This is a genomic window from Acinetobacter sp. AOR41_HL (assembly GCF_027854645.1).
In the GTDB taxonomy this organism is placed as follows: domain Bacteria; phylum Pseudomonadota; class Gammaproteobacteria; order Pseudomonadales; family Moraxellaceae; genus Acinetobacter; species Acinetobacter nosocomialis.
The window spans coordinates 258,783-275,185 of the sequence record NZ_JAKTHZ010000017.1 but is presented as its reverse complement, the minus strand read 5'-3'; the positions used below and the strand labels follow the sequence as shown (position 1 = coordinate 275,185).

Below are 16,403 nucleotides of genomic sequence, written 5' to 3'. Positions count from 1 at the left end.
TTAATAATTTGCTGAATTAATCTCTTAAGATTAATTCATCATTTTTGATCAAATATTTATTTGCTGAGACCTGGTGATCTACCTCTAAAAACTGTTGCCCATTCTCAAGATGAATTGTTTCAACTAGAAATTCAGGACATTCTATTAAATTCTGTATTTCACCTGTTTCAACCTCATAAACTGCAAAATATGCCATTACTTCCTCATCGTCATTGCATGAATATAACGTTGTGACACATTCATTGAACCACCAGCAACCACCCGAAGTTGTAACTTGTATGTGCCGTAAATTCCTGTCGAATCATGTCTCGAAATATTAAGTGTCCCGGCACTTCGTGAAGTACCTTGCACGGTAATCTTATGGGTATGTGCACCACCCTCCGACATGGTTATATTACCGCTAGCACTAAAGCTGTGACTATGTCCACCGACATTGCCTGTCGATCCGCTAGCACTAAAGCTGTGGTTATGATAAGTACCTCCGGCATTAGTCGAGCCTGTTGTGCCGTTCACATTGTAGCTATGACTATGTGAGCCATCTTGTCCTGTTGTACCACTGACGTTAACGGTAGAACCATTATGGTTGTGCGAACCGTTTGCATCAGTGATTAAAGCAACTGAATTATGTTCAATAAAGTGAACTTCAAGATCCTCAAAAACAACTTGATCATTTTTAAGAACTCGACAATAAACTTGCTGTTTAGGGCTGTAACCAGAGAAACTAAAGACAGCGCCAAAAGTTAAAACTGTATGCCCCATATCTGACGGTACATTTAACGTCTGAATAGTGACATATTCGGTATCAACACCTACTGAAATTTCAGCAAACGCAGATACAGGAACAGTTACCGCATTATCAGCAATCTTTAAAGTATCAACTGCAAGATCAGCAATTTTACCTCTGGTCACTGCAAGATCATCAATTTGACCACTTCCAACAGCTAATTGTGCAATCTTGCCTCGCTGTACAGCCAAGTCTTTAATATGAGATGTATCAACAGATTGATAATCCATAATTGCAGCTTTCAAATAAGCAGCAGGTGGAAAAACAGTTCCAGTTAATGGATCAGTAAATGAAGTGGTACGGAAAATAAATGGATATGATACGGCACCATTACTGCCATTACCGATAGCAATAGAATCAAAGTTAAAAATAAACTGTGACTCTACCCCATTATTTGCACCACCCCAGCCTGCAATCTTTCCATTCACATCAAGCTTAATGAACTTTTGCGAATATAACCCATTGACTGATTTAGTGACCTCTTGAACAGCAGCTTTATTGCCGTTCAGATCAGTCTGAACTGTATCTGTACGAATAGCTTGAGCAAGATCACTTTCAATTCGTGCCGACTGTTCAGACCAGACACCAGCATAACCGCCATCATTGCCGATCAAATCAGAATCAGAACCAATCAGAGGCGGGTTAATTTGGGCATATACCCCATCAAGTCTGATTGTTTGAGCAGTAACCTTTTTATCAACCTCGTTAATATCCGACTTAACTTGAGTAATGTCACCAGTAGTGGCTTTGTCTTTCAACTCGATATTGATGTTCTTGATAGCTTCAATATTTGCTGAAGATTGATCGACACCAATTTTTGCAGTATCTCGAACTATGGCAAGAGCGTTGTCATTGCTAGCAATATAGTTATCAATCTTTTGGACTGTAATTTTATCGCCTTCAATACGTGATTGAACTTCTTGCTGGGTATAAGCTTGTAAATCACCTAGTACAGCATTAGTTGAATCAACTCGCTTACTTACAACAAGATCACTTTCAATTCGTGCTGATTGTTCAGACCAAACCCCTGCATAACCGCCATCATTACCAATCAAATCAGAATCAGAACCAATTAGCGGTGGGTTAATCTGTGCATAAACTCCATCAATTCGCGTTGTTTGAGCAGTTATCTTGTTATCAACATCTTTAATGTCAGACTTAACTTGAACAATATCACCTGTACTTGCTTTATCTTTTAAATCAACCTTAATAGATTGAATCTGCTCTGCATTTGCAGCAGATTGATCTGCCGCAACATTAGCTTGTGATAAAGCTGTTGCCGATGTTTGTTTAGCTTCATTCGCATTATCTGCCGCATTATTTGCAGTAGTTGCCGCTGTCGATGCTTCCGCATGGGATTGCTGAGCAATAGAAGCTGCTGAGCCTGCCTCAGAAACCGCCGTTTCTGCCTTACTAATTGCAGAAGCTGCATTTTGTTTAGCTTCATTAGCATTTGCATCAACAGTATTCACTCTGCTATCTAATTCAGTTAATGCCTTAGCATTGCTTTCTGAATTAGACACAGCAGATTCAGCTGTTTGCCGAACATTCGCAAGAGCTAGATCATTACTCGCCCGATAATCAGTCAACGCTTTTGTAACAACCTTGTCGCCTTCAATGCGCGCAATTTGCTCTGAATTGATACTTGCTGCATTATCATTTACAGAAACAATAACTTGATCTGTACGTTTTGCCTGTAATAAATCTCCTTCTTGAACAGCAGATAAAATCGACCAGACACCTGCATAGCCAGCATCATTTCCAATTAAATCAGATTCTGAGCCAATTAAAGCAGGTTTAGTAACGACCTCAACCCCTGTTACGCGTTCAGCTAATGCTCTATCTGCATCAATTCGCGCCTTACTTTCATCAGTAACCAAAGCACGAGTTTGAACATCATTTTCAATTGACTCAGCTCTCACTGTTTCAATTAATAATGCATTCGCAGAATCACCCTCAACACGTGCATTCGCTTCTTGTTGTATTGCTGCTGCATTATCTCCAGCTTGTGCAACTACAGTATCAATTCTTTGGCCCAATGCACTATCAGCATCAGTTCTTGCCTTTTCCTCACGTTGAATTGCCGCTGCATTATCTGAAGAACTAGCACTAACTGTATCAATTCTTTGAGAGAGATGATCATCACCACTAATACGTTCTTCTTTTTCAGATGTAATGGCCGTATCTCGCAATTTTGCTTCTGCAAGAATTGCAGCTTCACGTGCCTTTTGTTCTGAAAAATCAGCATTAATCCTGTCTTGAACTTCCTGAGCAATTAACTGATTTGTGGAATCAATATCTTTGATTCGTGCATCACGCTCTATTGCAAGGCTGTTGTTTGCTTGATCTACAGCTTGCTGAACAGAGTCTTTACGATCTTTAACTTCTTGTGCAATCTGATCTTTCGTATTTTGAATATCTTGAAGAATACCCGGAATTTGAGCATCAATATTTTCAATATGATCGATCTTAGTTTGTAAGTCTTGGCTTAGCTCTGTTTCAGAAATTTTACCTTCCAAAATTTCTAAAATTTCAGATGCATCAGCAGAAGTTGTTGCACTTGTCCAGTCAGACCAATGGCCAATATTACCGATACGGTCAATCAAGCGGCCACGATAGAATTGAGTTAAATTTGGTTGCAACCCCTGAATCGTATGTGTTGAAGTTGGGTATGCAAATAAGCCCAATTGAGCAATATTGCTTTTGCCATCTGGCGAAACTTGGATTTCTGTATAAGCAGTATCAAGCGCACCAGTTGATGGAAAGCCCCAATTTAGCCGCATACCAAACAAAATACCTGTTGCTTGTATGAATGCTAAAGCAGGCGGTAAACCTTGCTTACCAACTAACTTTGTAAGTGTTGAATATGCTGGCAATGATGAAATATCAGAAACATTAATTGCTGTAACTTTTGCTTGATAGTTACCTGCATAAATACCCGATACCTCAATTGAATTATTGCCAGTAACTGGAAGCTTAATCCAGCTACCATCATCTTTTCGCCATTCGACCAGATACTTAACCGCACCTTTTGCTTGCGTCCAAGACACAACCATAGTTGCAATATTAATCCCTTGATCAATGCGATCTTCACTTGTAATGGCAATATTTGAAACTGGTTCTTGAATATTGGGATTAACAATTGAAATTGGCACATCAATGTAATGAGCACCTTTATCAATAGCATCAAACTTTTTTGGATTGTACTCAATTGCGGTGATGGTAAATTGATGTGAATCACTTTGTACAACTGACAAAACCCTAAATTTAAGCGTAGCCAAATCTTGGGCATCGATAACCCAAATATTTTGGCGTGCAATAGAGTTTTCATCAAAAGCCACAGTAACTGTTACGACACGCCCTGTAACTGATTGAACAATACGAGTTTGAGCTTTGCCATTTTCACCGTTAATTACTAAACGGTCTCCAGCTATGGCGACAACGTCATCGCGATCAAGTGTAATGCTTTTTCTATCTGCTGATACTGCAGAAACTCGCCCACCATTTGCACGGCCAGCAAATAACTGATCAGCAATTTCAATCACTTTACCCGGCAATGGTATATGGCCGTCTAAACCAACTTTAAAAGTCACAGTTCGGGTTTCAAGTTGTTCAGACTTTAAAGCCCACTGTCCTGCTCGTTGAGCCTGTCCACGTGATGTACATCCCCAAGCATCGAGCTCAAGCAAACGAACTTGGCGCATTTCAGAAATGGCCTTTTCGTCTCGTACAAATTCATATTCAGTTTTATAATGATTAGCCGGGTTATCCCAGCCAACTTTTACTGCATTATGTCTATCACGTGCACGTGTACCGTTATAGTCTAATTCTCCAATAATATTTGCGCGGGTATATGTGAAATAGGTATCTTGTGGAATATCAGCATCACAAACAATACTATCTCCATCCCAATAAGTAATTGCTCGGAATACACCCGCTAATTTTGTAAGAATGCTATAAGCATCTTCAGCACTCTGAAGATAAATATTACAAGTGAAACGTGGTTCTTGCCCGCCAAGACCATCAGGCACCAACTCATCACAATATTGAGCTAAACGGTATAAAGACCATTTATCAAGCATTGATTCAGTGATACGTTCACCAATGCCATAACGTTTTGATGTACAGAGATCGTAATAAATCCAAGCTGGGTTATTTGAGTATGCCCGCTTAAAAGTACCATCCCACAACCCAATGTATTCGCGGGTTTCAGGGTTGTAATTTGTAGGCACTTTTATTTTTACGCCTTTTAAATCAACCGCTAGTTTTGCGACTGATCCGCCAAATGTTTCTGCATCGTATTGCAATGAAATTAAAGCAGTATTTGGATAACGTAATTTCGCATCGATTACCTCAGTGACTGCCTTAACATACATTTTGTCACTGATATAATCTGAAGATGAATTAGGAGTAATACGGCGAATTCGAACTAACCACCCTGAATCAGCTTCAGGCAAATCTATACGATGAGCTCGTTCATAGTTTTCTGAAGTTTTATCCGAAACTTTTGCTCTTAAGACTTCAGCCCAAGCACCACCATCGGTTTGCAGATCCACAGCATATTCAATTGAATAACCTGTAACATCTCCATTAACTGGATCTTGCGTTCTTAATGGTCCCCAGCGCAAACGTAATCGAACAGCATCAAGATCAAGATTATTAAAAGAGCGAACCCATGGTGTTGATGATTTAAGTTCTGTATCGATAGGTGTTTCATTTTCAACTGCGGGAAAACCTTCAATATATTCTTGGTCATTCGTTCCAGATCTAAAATTAACTGTGACGTTTTCAAAGTTTTTATTGCCGTTTTCATCTTGCAGTGGTGTATCTTCAAGAAAAATTGACTGATTGCCATTAGCTAAGCCTTCAACTTCACCTTCTGCTAAACCAATCAATTCTTTTATATATGTTTTAGATTGTGCGGAGTCTGGTGCAATTACTGGCTGTCTTGGCTGTTGGTTTCCTTTTTTTGCGCCTTTTACAATCGCTGTCATATCAAATCCCACGCAATAAAAAAGGCGCTAAAAAGCGCCTAAGATAACTAAATATTTACATCTGATCTTCTGGATATTGACCAGCGCTCAGAACAAAACCGCCAACTTCACGGCGTCCATAGAGAATAGGTACTGGATAACCTTGAGCGGCTGTTGTAACTGCACCACCAAACCCTTTGTTTGCCCGGTTACCATCTTGATTCTGGTTCTGTGTTGAATCAATTTTTGGCATGAGCATTGATGCAACACCACCTACAGCCATTCCCAAACCTGCACCAATTAATGCCATACCCGTTGTGGTAGTGGCACCAAAGGTGAAGTAACCAACCACCATCATTACAACACCTAGTACAACTTGCAAAGCTCCATTATTACCACCAGCACCCATAACCCGTGGGACAATATGAATAATTTCTGCTTCAGTATTCAAATCAAGCTGATCTGCGCCGATGTTATCGCCAGTGATTAGACGCTTGGATTCATGGTCGTAAATTGCTGGGCGTTTCTTGCCGCGCTTAATACTTGAACCTTTACCTTTTAGGAAAATTGCAAAAGCCAATCCTTGTTCATGGGCATGCGTCATGAAATTTTCAAAGCCAACAATCTGCACGGACAATGCACGCATGGCTTCACGAGTATTTACGACATCAAGTTTATATTCACGCCCAAACTTCTGGCCTAAAACGCCATACAATTTAATGGTTTTTAACATCTTTATGTCTCAGTATTTTTACAGTTCGCTCTTGCCATTGCTGCCCGTAAATTTCTCGGACAGATTTTCTCTTATATGGATGATGTAAAATTAAAGCAGATCCAATACAAGTTTCGGTTTGTTCAGATTTAAGTGCTCCATTATCTCCAAGCCAAACAACGGCATGGTTTGGATGTTCTGTACGTCCAACCCGACAAATCAACATATCGCCATATTGAGGTAAATCAACTTCGAAAAAACCTGCTTTTTCGTAGTTGTCTAAATATAAGGATGGATGATTTTTATCCTCCCACCACGCATCATCACGCTTAAAATCCATAAGCTCTATGCCTAATTCACGACTATAAAAATCGCGGATAAGTGCATAACAATCTTGCCAGCCATGAAAATAATTACGCCCTATTAATGGAGAACGATAACCGCATGGCTCGTAAACTTGAAAATACAGATCTGGATAAGAACAAATCACCCACGGTTTTTGATGTAATTCAATTTGAATCAGATCAAGTTCTGAAGCTCTTGTTGTTCCATCTGGATGAGAGTGCACATAAGCTAAGATTTCGCCTTGTTCTTCAGCACTTGCCAAGTCTTCGGGATGAATTTCAAACTGATCAGATTGTTCAGCGATATTGCGACAAGCAATATATTGCTTATCAACAATCACCCCACAGCATTCATGCGGGTAACATGTATCAGCATGAGCCATAATTGATTTTTTAAGTTTTGCTGTTAGTTTCATAAGACCTCACAACATACTTGATGCAGGAAAACCACCGAACGGTAATGGTTTATTCTTACCAAATCGGCATTCACAACCTGACATTCTGTACGAGCAACGATCTAATGCCGGGTTATCTGTTGGCTCATCTTTTTCTGTAAACATTGCTGAGCCTGTGTAGCTGCACTCTTCACTTCTATATTCCCAGCCGCAATAAGATGTGATTTGCCGAACTGGAATTTTAAGTCCCTCAAAATCAATTGGGTTTGAAAGTTCGAAAGATACTTGTTGTGCATTTTCTGAGGTTTTCTGTTCAATAAACCAAGTTTGTTCTTTAGACTCATTCGATGCTGAAGGATTGCCAGAAGTAAAGTTTTCAGCATCTAGATATTTCGCCAAAGTTGTAATTACTTTCAGTTTTGCCCCTGCAAAGTCCTTAAATTGAAGACAATAAGCCGAAACGGCATGTTGAATGCCGTTAATGTTATTTGCCATCATCAATGTAGGCGCTGAGGCTTTACCCGTTGAACGCATTTCCAGACCTGACACCTCAAGTGCCATCGGTTCGAAAACTTGCCCTTGCCAAATAATATTGCGGTTCCAGACTTTTTGTTCACCTGCATCAAATACTTTGCCTATACTTCCAGAATCAGCACCAATCAATCCCTCAGATCCGATGGAAGAATAAATCTTTTCCCAGTCTTGAAATGATATATGGCCGTGAAAGCGCAAGATGCCAGCACCTAAGCTGCTGGCATCTAGTTCAAATAGATGAATAAGACCATCTACATATAATTTCTGGAAATCACTATTCAGACTCATGGATTACCTCATCAAAAATAGGGTTACCATCCTTATCTTTAACTTGAACATCGTCAAAGACAGGATTTCCTTCACTATCAACTGCTTGCACCCATTCAAGTACAGGTTCACCATTTTCATTAATTACAGGTTGTTTTGTGAGAGTTGCCATTCCTGAAGAGTCTGTGACTAGATAAGTTTCTTTTTTCTGGAATGGTTTTCCATCTACCATGACAACCTTACCTTCATCATCAATGAGTTCAGTTAAACGAGTCATGAAAGTTGGTTGCATCGAATATTTGATTTGCTGAACCATACGTGGTTGCTTTTCAGTGCGTGGCACCTTTCTAATAATTTGTCGTTTAACTGTGTTTAACCGAATATCAATCCAACGTGGCTCACCATTTGCATTAGACGGAATCTCAATTGGTGCATCTAGATTCGCAACAATATCTCCATCTTCACTCAGAGTTTTCTTGAATGTTTTAATCTCAAGATCACCATTTTCAAGAGTTTGATATTCAACTGCACAAATCTTATTACCGTGAGTATCGGTCGGAATTTCTATCCACCATCCCTCTTTTGCAAAGCCAGAAGACCCTTTAATTAAATAATGGCCGATACCTAATTTCTCAAAAGTAAGTGATTGTTCAGCAGCTTCATCATTAGGTTCAATTTTATTGGCAAATAGCTTAACAATTGGTGAGGCGGCTTTAAGAAAACCGTTTGAATCAATTGTGGTATTACCTGAATGTCTAATTAATACAGGGGTATTCCATTTTTTAGTTGCATTTGGAGTTGAGCATCTTAAATAGTAAGCATTGTTATAGGGTAAATTCCCTAGCTCAAAACCAAGGGGATTATTGGCAAAATTACTACGAAGCACAAAAAAATTAGTTCCGACATCTTTCCATGAATTTTGTGCTGAGGAGTTAATATCATAATAGTAAAAGCCGCATCCAAGCACATTATCTGAATCATTTGGCATGGATAATTGGACCATATTTTTACCCAGCCCAAAAGCACCGACCTCCATGACATTCCCTGAAGCAGTACCTACATACCGACTAGCTGCATGGGTATTATTCGTAAAGTTTTCATTAATTTTTGCACCAGTAGAGCGAAATGTATCCCCACCCGCACCAGTAGGAGCCGTTCCAAGATTTACAGTTTGATATGTCATTTTCTTACTCGCATAAAAAAAGCCCCTGTAAAGGGGCTTTAAAGGGGTTTAATTTAAGGTTCAAATACTTGTGTGAACGTTGTTGAAATTTGCCAAATACCACCACCCATTGCGCGCGGCTGATATGATCCGGCTTTCACTCTTACTTCGCCTTCTAAGGGTGCATTCCAAAGGAAAGAATCGGCACCTTTATGCTCATCTAAGAATGTTTTAATTTCACGGATTTCACTTTCTTTTGCTGTTCGGGTGTATTGCCAAGTACCTGCTTTGTTGTTTATGCCGATCGATGTTGTTTGTTCATAACCATCGCCAAATTTAGAAGACAAGGTATTAAAGTCATTAGTTCCTGAATTACCATCTAAATCTTGGCACCATGTAAATTTACGGTTGCTCATACAATTAAATTGCTCCAAAAAAAACCCACTCTATTGAGTGGGTTTAAGTGGTTTATTTTGGGAAATTATCGCTTCACAAGATTAAAAAGCACACCACCCTGTTTGCTCTCACGTCTAGCCCATTCATTCATTGCAATATTCAGAGATTCAGCAACTTGCTTTTTCCCTTGAGTACTAACATTTGCGGAGCCATCAGCAAAAGTAATCTGTTGGCTAATCTGCACGTCCCCCTCACCAGAACCGCTTTGACGATTATTTAAGTAATTCGTTAAATCTTTGTTCTGTTGAGGGTTAAGTACACGCTCACCGCCATCAAGCAGCCATGTTCCTTCCTTAGGAACACTATCGATACCATTGTGAGCCATACCAGCAATTGTTTGACCTGCAATCATCCCGACATTTGCCATACCCATACCTAATACTATACTTGCTGCTGTCTCTTTACTGACAACATCCAAATACCATGGACTTGCAAGAATTTGGTTATAAGCTTGGAAAGCGTTAATGGTCGCAGAAGCAATCGCAAATGATTGTTGGGCAAGATACATTGCCTTATAGATTCCAGACTGCTCACCTGCTGCATCCTTGACAATACCCGTCATATTAGACCAGTAGCCAGAAAGTTGGCTGGTTAAGCTGCTCAATTGGCTTAGTTGAGAGTCATAAATTGATCTGTTTAGATCCATTTCATCTTGAGCATACTTTTTATCCAAGTCAGCTTTAGCTTTCAAAAACTGCTCACGTGCAGCCAAGAGTTGTGCATTTCGCTCATTCTCATTTTCAATCAGTTTAATACCAGATACCTGGTCGTCATATGATTGATTTATTCCACCAAAATCAGTTGAATATTGATTTTGTAAAGCCCATTTTTGAGCATTAATTGGCTCTTGCCGCTCCATCAAAGATTGTCTTGAGATTTGCCCAGACTGAAATACATTGTCAGAGGCTTGGTTTAACGCTCCAAAAATTGCGTAATCTTTAGATTTAGCAATCTCTTCACGTACACGTTTACTTAAGCTATAAGTTTGAAGTATCTCTTCGCGTTCACGTTGGTAACGTTTCACCACAATTTCAGTCTGGTTAAGATAACCCTCAAATGCCGATTGAATTTGTGCATCTTCTTCGCGCTTAACGGCGGCAATTTCAACTTGTTTTTGACGTTCAAGACCAGCTTTAATTTCCAAAGCTTCCTTTGACTTACCATATTGATATTCGGCATCTGTATCAATTAGCTCTTTTTGACGATCATAGTTTTGTTCAATTTGCTTAATTCGATCTGTTTCAAAAGCAAAGTACTGGTTGTACTGATCCTTTGTATCAGATGTAAATTTTGCAAGTTGTGCTTTATATAACGCATTTTCTTGAGCTAATACCTCTTTTAACTTATCAGTCCCACCAAAGGCTATTATTGCTTTTTCAGTACGATCCTTATGTTCCTGCGCTAACTTTTGCGGGACAGTGAGATAATTCGAATTAACTTCTTTCTGCATATCATCAATAGCTTTCTGAGCTTCAGCAGCTTTGTTAATCGCTTCAAGTTGATCTGCCTCTGTTGGCATTATGATTGAATTATCAACTGTTGTCTTACCATTAACAGCAGCAAACCATTTTTGATATCTCGGTAAATAACCAGCTACCTCTTTAGCTTTTTCAGGAGACATTTGGTCTGGCTTACTACCGATATTCCCAGCAAGATAGTTTTTAGTTCCAGTAGGTCCGGCATTATATGCGATGAGCGCTTTGTCAAGGCTACCGCCGAATTTTTGACGATTTCTCTTTAAGTCTTCGGCCGCTGCTGTTACGATTTCCTCCAAAGTACTTTTATCAGTTATCTGATATTCATCCCTAAAAATCTTTGTTGTCTGAAGTAATCCCTTTGCACCTGTTTTGCTACGTGCATTGGGATTTCCTGAAGATTCATTCAAAATAAGGGCTGCTAAAGTTCCAGATGGTAATCCACGTAAACTTTCGATTTTTGAAAAGTTATACTCACTAGCAAGGCTTTGAACGTATGCTATTGCTTTTTTTTCCGAAGGGCTAGGTGTGTAATTTTTGCGTTTAAAACTATCCTCAGTAGCCTTGCGTACTAAATCAGTTAGTGGGACTTTGTAGGCATTGTTTCCATTTGTACTTGCTTGTGCTTCTGCAAAAGCGTTTGCCTTATCAACTGTAAACCCTTTATCAACTAGGCCCTTAATGTAATTCTCACGAGATGCGTCTAGCTTCGCTTGGGTAATATAATCTCGTTGAGCTTTAGTTAAATTCTTATATGCCTCCGTTGAAATGTTTAAGGCTTTAGCTTGTGCTTGCTGGGCCTTAGTTGTTTCATCGGTAACATTTTTAACTAATGCCTGAATTTCCTTTTGATGATTAATGGAGTTGTTGGCATCATTAATTTTTGAGTCTAATTCAGCAACAAACTTGAGTGTGCTTTCGCTTACTAGCCCCTGACTTTGTAACTGGGCAAATGCATTTTTTGCCTTGTCTCCACCCTCTTTTAAACTGTTCAAATAGTTCTGGATAGCTGTAAGCTGATTAACATCACCCTGAACTTTTAAATCATGTTCAAATTGTTCAAGGGCAGTAAAAAGGCTTTTTAGTTCTTTTGTTTGCTTTTCAATTTCATCATTAGCTTGAATACCTCTTATTGCAAGTTGTGACGCGGTAAGTTTTTTATACTTCTCTCGCAATTCATCCACTGATAGCCCTTGCTCTTCTAAAGCATCCGTAGCATCCTGAGTTTGTTTAGTCATAAGATAATAAGCACCGCCAGCTACAGCTAACTGTGCAATCAGCATACCAATGCCAGCAGGTCCACCAAGCAAAGCTATAGCACTTCTAGCTACACCTGCCGATTTAGAAAAACTATAAAGACCTATACCAGCACGAGCGGCAAATAATGCCGTCTGACCAAGTTGATAAGATGCAAGAACTAAAGCCGGAACAAATCGGGTTGCTATACCAGCAGAAACAGCAATCGCAATGGCTTTTATTTCGCCCCAATTATCAATAACCATTTTGACTGCTGGAACTACATTATTTATTAGGCGATTTTCTAGGCCCTGCCATTGTAAATCCATCAGCATTAACTGTTTTTTAGCTTCCGAAAGATTCGCGGCCAATTCATCAGACATAATTGCGCCAGCTTTTTCAGCTGCATCGCCCCATTCTTTAAAACCTTTACCACCTTTTTCTAATAGTGGAATTAACAAAGAAGAATCAGAAATAATCGCTTCCATGTAAAACTTCATGTCATTAGTTGAAGCACCAGCTTTTTCTAATGAGTTATAAAATAATTGAAGCGCTTCTGGACCAGAAAGCTTTTGAAATTGTTGAATTGTAACGCCAACACGTGGTGCAATATTCTCAAAAAAGTCGGCTAACGGTCCACCACCTGTCTGCTGAAACTCGCCAATTCGATCTTGCATATCTTTCATTTTATCTGCGAAAGATTCCATTGAAATTCCAGCAGTTTCAGCACCTTTAGCAAAATATTGAAAGTCTCGGACTGAAGCATTAGCCAGTTTTGAAAACTTTTGAATATCGCTCCCTGTTTGTATAACCTTTTCACTAAAATTAACAAGACTAGCAATAGATAATCCCGCTAATGCTCCACCTAAAGCACTAACAGCTATAGCCGCAATATTTAAAGAATTGGCAATCCCTTGACTTGATGCTCGTGCTTGTCGTTCAGCTTTGCTTAATGGCTCGGAAAAGCTTGCAGTCTGAACAACCAAGTCTAAAGTTAATCTGCCAAGTGAATTTGTAGCCATTTCTTTTCTCCAGGCATAAAAAAAACCCACTCTAAGAGTGGGCAATATTTCAAGTAAAACTGACTATGGAATTGCTTTATTCAATTTACCAAGAGTCATTATTGTTGCTGGTACTAAGTGTTTTTTCAAAATCATTCGATAAAGAATCAAATCTGTTAAGCATCAACTTATAAGTAATAGGGTCATCAATTGGCGTGTTACCAAATCTCGCGTAACCGTAATTACTGAATTTTAGACGTGCTCTTTTATCTTTTAGATCAATTGTTAAATTAAAAGATATTTTAGCTTGGGAGTAACCATTACATTGCATTTTGCTTACTGTTGAATCACATAATGGCGAAGCAATTCCACGAATAATTAATTGCCCTTCTTCTGGGCTTTCATACTGAATTACGTCTTGAGCTGAATTAAAGTTATTTGCTACCCATTTTTTGGAGTTATTAAAAAGATTACTTTTGTCTCCATTCAAATTTTCAACAATCCTTACATGTTCAGTTGTGTATAAAGTTCTAGCTTGGACCTGACTGGTTACAATTAAAAAATAGCTTAAAAAAGCAGTAAAAATAACTTTTTTCATAAACGCACCGTTTTTTAAAATCAAAGTCAATTTAACAAAACGGTGCTAAAATGTCACATGAGCACCAATCTTAATCACTATGAAATGTCATTAAGTATTCTTCAAGTGAAACACTATTTTCTTCAACTGATTGTTTTTCATGAGGCATGAAAACGCGGGGATCTACCTTAGTTCCAACTTTAACCTTGAAACTTGTATAGTGCGCCATCCAGCTTCCGAAACTTTGTTCAAGACGGCGGCCAAAAAATAGAGAGCCATATTTTTGACGATAGGCTCTCCAATACATCAACTCCCCATGTGAAAGGTTCTGCTCAGCTTCTTCTAAGGTGTTTCCACCGACTCCGTTGAGGACGAGCTCAATAAGGAGTTCTCTGTCGTCAAGTTCTTCGTCCGTGACTTTCCCAAGAAGTTATTAACTTCATCCGCTGCCGCATAAAGAGCATTAATCAAACTCTGTTCAGCTTTGTAAATATCATTCACATTGGTGAAAAATGGAGTGCCTTTTTTATCGGAACAAATAGATCCAAGCAACTGAGCAGCTTGCATATGTGTTGAATCAATTTTCTTTACTTTCGAATGTTCAAGATTTGAATAATCTAAATCCCATTCGATAGCTTTAGCAGCTTCACGACTTTCTTTGAAGTTCATTTTTTTAACAAAAATATCAGCTTCAAGTTCAACAATTTCACCAAGTTCAAGTTTTGGCTCATTTGTTAGCTTTTTAAGTGATTCAATGTTGCATTCAGTCACTTCAACATTCCATTTGACAGTTTTTTCAACGGGAATATTTAAGGTCGAAATGCTTTGCTTAAGAACAGCAGCTGTAATCTTTGCCATTATGGATTCACCTTACGTTTAGTTGGTGTTACACCTGAAGTACGGATTAAGGTAAATGAATAAGCAACCACAGCATCTACTTCAAAAGCATTTGGTGCAGTAGGGTTAATATAGCCTTTGAAAGACCACCACATGCGATCTTCAGGAAGATCAATACCACTGGCTGGATCATAGGTCGGAGGGGTTGCAGCATGGCCCGAACCAACATACCATTCTAAAATTTCGCCAGTTTCTGCAATTTCAATCAATTTGTCATGACTTGTATTTGTATCATCATAATCAATTTCTACTGCACCTTCGCCGGGGTCACGCATACCACGAACATATTGCTTTGAGTCTGCATCAAGACAAGTTACATCAATTTTTTGAAATGAATCTTGGCCCAAATCGATTCGTTTAGAGCAAACAAAACGAACTACCTGACCATTTAACACAGTAAATAACTGTGTTTTTTGAGTTTTAACATTAGCCATTAAGAGCGCTCCTTAATTTTAGGCATAAAAAAAAGCACCCAATTGGGTGCTTACGGATAAGGATTGTTTTTTATCTAAGTTTATATTCGACACATTTATTAACGGTTTGAGGCATCAACCTGCCACCAATCATAATGTTTTGAACAGATACCTCATTCTTTGAGCAAATCCATTCATCTTTATTTAATTCAATTTTTTGACTGGTAAATTCTTTCCAGATTTGAAAACCCAGAAGAACAAAACATAGGGCTATCACTAATGAAAGTGTTACCTCAACAATAGGTAGTCTCATGTTTTAATTCCTATTTACGATCCAGCTAACATCAAAAGAATAGTGCGGCATGTTTGTAACTGGGTCCTTATCTGCCTCCCCATAACGAACTACATAACAATCAAGCTCTATTGCAAATCGAATTGCCTTAGCAACTTGGTCAACTACATCTTCATCCGTTGCATACACATCAATTTGAATAATTACATTGTCTGAAACTGGTCGACCATCAAGACTATTATTTGAATCACCTGTAATAGTCTGCCAAGTCACATAAGGAGCTTCTGCATCATCTGGTGCCGAACCAAATTTCCAAACTCGCAGAATGTCATCTTTTTCAAGAAAACTTTTTACAACTGGATCGGCTTTCGCTAATTGAAAAATTGGAATATCAATCATTAAGCTGCCCCTAAAACCACACTGAGTTCAAAATTAAAAACTTGAACAAATTTATCTGTAATTTGTTCAATATTTTCATAAAGTGCTGGACGTAAAAAAGGAGTTGCTGGCTGTCTACTTGTGCCTAGTTCCAAAAACCGCCAGTAATAAACACGACCATCCGATTGATATGACTTTCCAACTCGTCCAGAACGTCTATTTTTGGCATTATTTGTATATGGAATTTGTGCACCACCACGAACCCCAACACGCATAACTAATGTATTTTTATTTCTGCTTCGCCCGTTCTGAGTAACAATTTCGCGCCATATTTTTTCAGGTGTTTTTGGATCATCTAAGCGTTTTACTTTTTCCCTAGCTTTATCCCTAGCGATATTCATCGCTTGGCGCATAGCTTTGCGGGCAATCCGTTTTACAGTTTTTTCACTACCAATTGCCTGCATTTTTCTTAATGCAGGTTCTAAACCATGAATTTGTGTTGTCATA

15 protein-coding genes are annotated in these 16,403 nt (G+C 38.8%); all 15 read right to left on the bottom strand.

Going from position 1 to position 16,403, the window contains the following annotated elements:
• Positions 1 to 16: 16 nt before the first annotated feature.
• The 15 genes from MKL35_RS05455 to MKL35_RS05385 all read right to left on the bottom strand — a co-directional run bounded on the left by MKL35_RS05455 (position 17) and on the right by MKL35_RS05385 (position 16,402).
• Positions 17 to 196 carry a hypothetical protein gene (locus MKL35_RS05455; protein WP_031997605.1) on the bottom strand — a complete coding sequence of 60 codons (180 nt, stop codon included), beginning with the start codon at positions 194 to 196 and terminating at the stop codon, positions 17 to 19.
• A complete protein-coding gene (gene gpJ / locus MKL35_RS05450; protein WP_270913061.1) occupies positions 196 to 5,778 on the bottom strand; it encodes a TipJ family phage tail tip protein in 5,583 nt (1,860 codons plus the stop codon). The genes MKL35_RS05455 and gpJ overlap by 1 nt, the downstream gene beginning before the upstream one ends.
• Before the next feature lie 55 nt (positions 5,779 to 5,833).
• Entirely contained in the window at positions 5,834 to 6,490 is a 657-nt protein-coding gene (locus tag MKL35_RS05445) for a tail assembly protein (protein ID WP_270913059.1), read from the bottom strand.
• Positions 6,474 to 7,229, bottom strand: a complete 756-nt coding sequence (locus MKL35_RS05440) for a C40 family peptidase (protein ID WP_270913057.1) — start codon at positions 7,227 to 7,229, stop codon at positions 6,474 to 6,476. Before MKL35_RS05440 ends, MKL35_RS05445 begins: the two co-directional genes overlap by 17 nt.
• Positions 7,230 to 7,235: 6 nt before the next feature.
• Positions 7,236 to 8,030, bottom strand: coding sequence for a phage minor tail protein L (locus MKL35_RS05435; RefSeq protein ID WP_270913055.1), 795 nt, complete (start codon positions 8,028 to 8,030; stop codon positions 7,236 to 7,238).
• The gene (locus MKL35_RS05430) at positions 8,017 to 9,192 is read right to left on the bottom strand and encodes a phage tail fiber protein (protein ID WP_270913053.1); all 1,176 of its coding nucleotides are present in this window, start codon (positions 9,190 to 9,192) and stop codon (positions 8,017 to 8,019) included. The genes MKL35_RS05435 and MKL35_RS05430 overlap by 14 nt, the downstream gene beginning before the upstream one ends.
• Before the next feature lie 53 nt (positions 9,193 to 9,245).
• The gene (locus MKL35_RS05425) at positions 9,246 to 9,587 is read right to left on the bottom strand and encodes a phage tail protein (protein WP_049066507.1); all 342 of its coding nucleotides are present in this window, start codon (positions 9,585 to 9,587) and stop codon (positions 9,246 to 9,248) included.
• Positions 9,588 to 9,652: 65 nt separating this feature from the next.
• Positions 9,653 to 13,360, bottom strand: a complete 3,708-nt coding sequence (locus tag MKL35_RS05420) for a transglycosylase SLT domain-containing protein (RefSeq protein ID WP_049066506.1) — start codon at positions 13,358 to 13,360, stop codon at positions 9,653 to 9,655.
• 85 nt (positions 13,361 to 13,445) lie between these two features.
• Complete coding sequence (locus tag MKL35_RS05415; RefSeq protein ID WP_049066505.1) at positions 13,446 to 13,937, bottom strand: DUF4468 domain-containing protein; 492 nt, start codon at positions 13,935 to 13,937, stop codon at positions 13,446 to 13,448.
• Between the two features lie 70 nt (positions 13,938 to 14,007).
• Positions 14,008 to 14,223 carry a hypothetical protein gene (locus MKL35_RS05410; RefSeq protein ID WP_031997628.1) on the bottom strand — a complete coding sequence of 72 codons (216 nt, stop codon included), beginning with the start codon at positions 14,221 to 14,223 and terminating at the stop codon, positions 14,008 to 14,010.
• Between the two features lie 35 nt (positions 14,224 to 14,258).
• Complete coding sequence (locus MKL35_RS05405) at positions 14,259 to 14,774, bottom strand: phage tail assembly chaperone family protein, TAC (protein ID WP_049066504.1); 516 nt, start codon at positions 14,772 to 14,774, stop codon at positions 14,259 to 14,261.
• Positions 14,774 to 15,247 (bottom strand): phage tail tube protein, encoded by a 474-nt coding sequence (locus MKL35_RS05400; RefSeq protein WP_270913048.1) that lies wholly within the window; start codon positions 15,245 to 15,247, stop codon positions 14,774 to 14,776. The genes MKL35_RS05405 and MKL35_RS05400 overlap by 1 nt, the downstream gene beginning before the upstream one ends.
• Before the next feature lie 70 nt (positions 15,248 to 15,317).
• Positions 15,318 to 15,539: a hypothetical protein gene (locus tag MKL35_RS05395; RefSeq protein WP_049066410.1), complete on the bottom strand. Its 222-nt coding sequence runs from the start codon at positions 15,537 to 15,539 to the stop codon at positions 15,318 to 15,320.
• A gap of 3 nt (positions 15,540 to 15,542) precedes the next feature.
• On the bottom strand, positions 15,543 to 15,917 hold the full coding sequence (locus MKL35_RS05390; RefSeq protein WP_049066411.1) for a DUF3168 domain-containing protein: 375 nt from the start codon (positions 15,915 to 15,917) through the stop codon (positions 15,543 to 15,545).
• On the bottom strand, positions 15,917 to 16,402 hold the full coding sequence (locus MKL35_RS05385) for an HK97-gp10 family putative phage morphogenesis protein (protein WP_049066412.1): 486 nt from the start codon (positions 16,400 to 16,402) through the stop codon (positions 15,917 to 15,919). The genes MKL35_RS05390 and MKL35_RS05385 overlap by 1 nt, the downstream gene beginning before the upstream one ends.
• Between the last annotated feature and the right edge of the window lies 1 nt (position 16,403).

Bases quoted from the DNA above. Each gene is read 5' to 3' on its own strand.
- MKL35_RS05455 (WP_031997605.1), bottom strand. From the start codon at position 196: ATGGCATATTTTGCAGTTTATGAGGTTGAAACAGGTGAAATACAGAAT.
- MKL35_RS05405 (WP_049066504.1), bottom strand. From the start codon at position 14,774: ATGGCAAAGATTACAGCTGCTGTTCTTAAGCAAAGCATTTCGACCTTA.
- MKL35_RS05390 (WP_049066411.1), bottom strand. From the start codon at position 15,917: ATGATTGATATTCCAATTTTTCAATTAGCGAAAGCCGATCCAGTTGTA.
- MKL35_RS05435 (WP_270913055.1), bottom strand. From the start codon at position 8,030: ATGAGTCTGAATAGTGATTTCCAGAAATTATATGTAGATGGTCTTATT.
- MKL35_RS05400 (WP_270913048.1), bottom strand. From the start codon at position 15,247: ATGGCTAATGTTAAAACTCAAAAAACACAGTTATTTACTGTGTTAAAT.
- gpJ (WP_270913061.1), bottom strand. From the start codon at position 5,778: ATGACAGCGATTGTAAAAGGCGCAAAAAAAGGAAACCAACAGCCAAGA.
- MKL35_RS05420 (WP_049066506.1), bottom strand. From the start codon at position 13,360: ATGGCTACAAATTCACTTGGCAGATTAACTTTAGACTTGGTTGTTCAG.
- MKL35_RS05395 (WP_049066410.1), bottom strand. From the start codon at position 15,539: ATGAGACTACCTATTGTTGAGGTAACACTTTCATTAGTGATAGCCCTA.
- MKL35_RS05410 (WP_031997628.1), bottom strand. From the start codon at position 14,223: ATGTATTGGAGAGCCTATCGTCAAAAATATGGCTCTCTATTTTTTGGC.
- MKL35_RS05430 (WP_270913053.1), bottom strand. From the start codon at position 9,192: ATGACATATCAAACTGTAAATCTTGGAACGGCTCCTACTGGTGCGGGT.
- MKL35_RS05425 (WP_049066507.1), bottom strand. From the start codon at position 9,587: ATGAGCAACCGTAAATTTACATGGTGCCAAGATTTAGATGGTAATTCA.
- MKL35_RS05440 (WP_270913057.1), bottom strand. From the start codon at position 7,229: ATGAAACTAACAGCAAAACTTAAAAAATCAATTATGGCTCATGCTGAT.
- MKL35_RS05415 (WP_049066505.1), bottom strand. From the start codon at position 13,937: ATGAAAAAAGTTATTTTTACTGCTTTTTTAAGCTATTTTTTAATTGTA.
- MKL35_RS05385 (WP_049066412.1), bottom strand. From the start codon at position 16,402: ATGACAACACAAATTCATGGTTTAGAACCTGCATTAAGAAAAATGCAG.
- MKL35_RS05445 (WP_270913059.1), bottom strand. From the start codon at position 6,490: ATGTTAAAAACCATTAAATTGTATGGCGTTTTAGGCCAGAAGTTTGGG.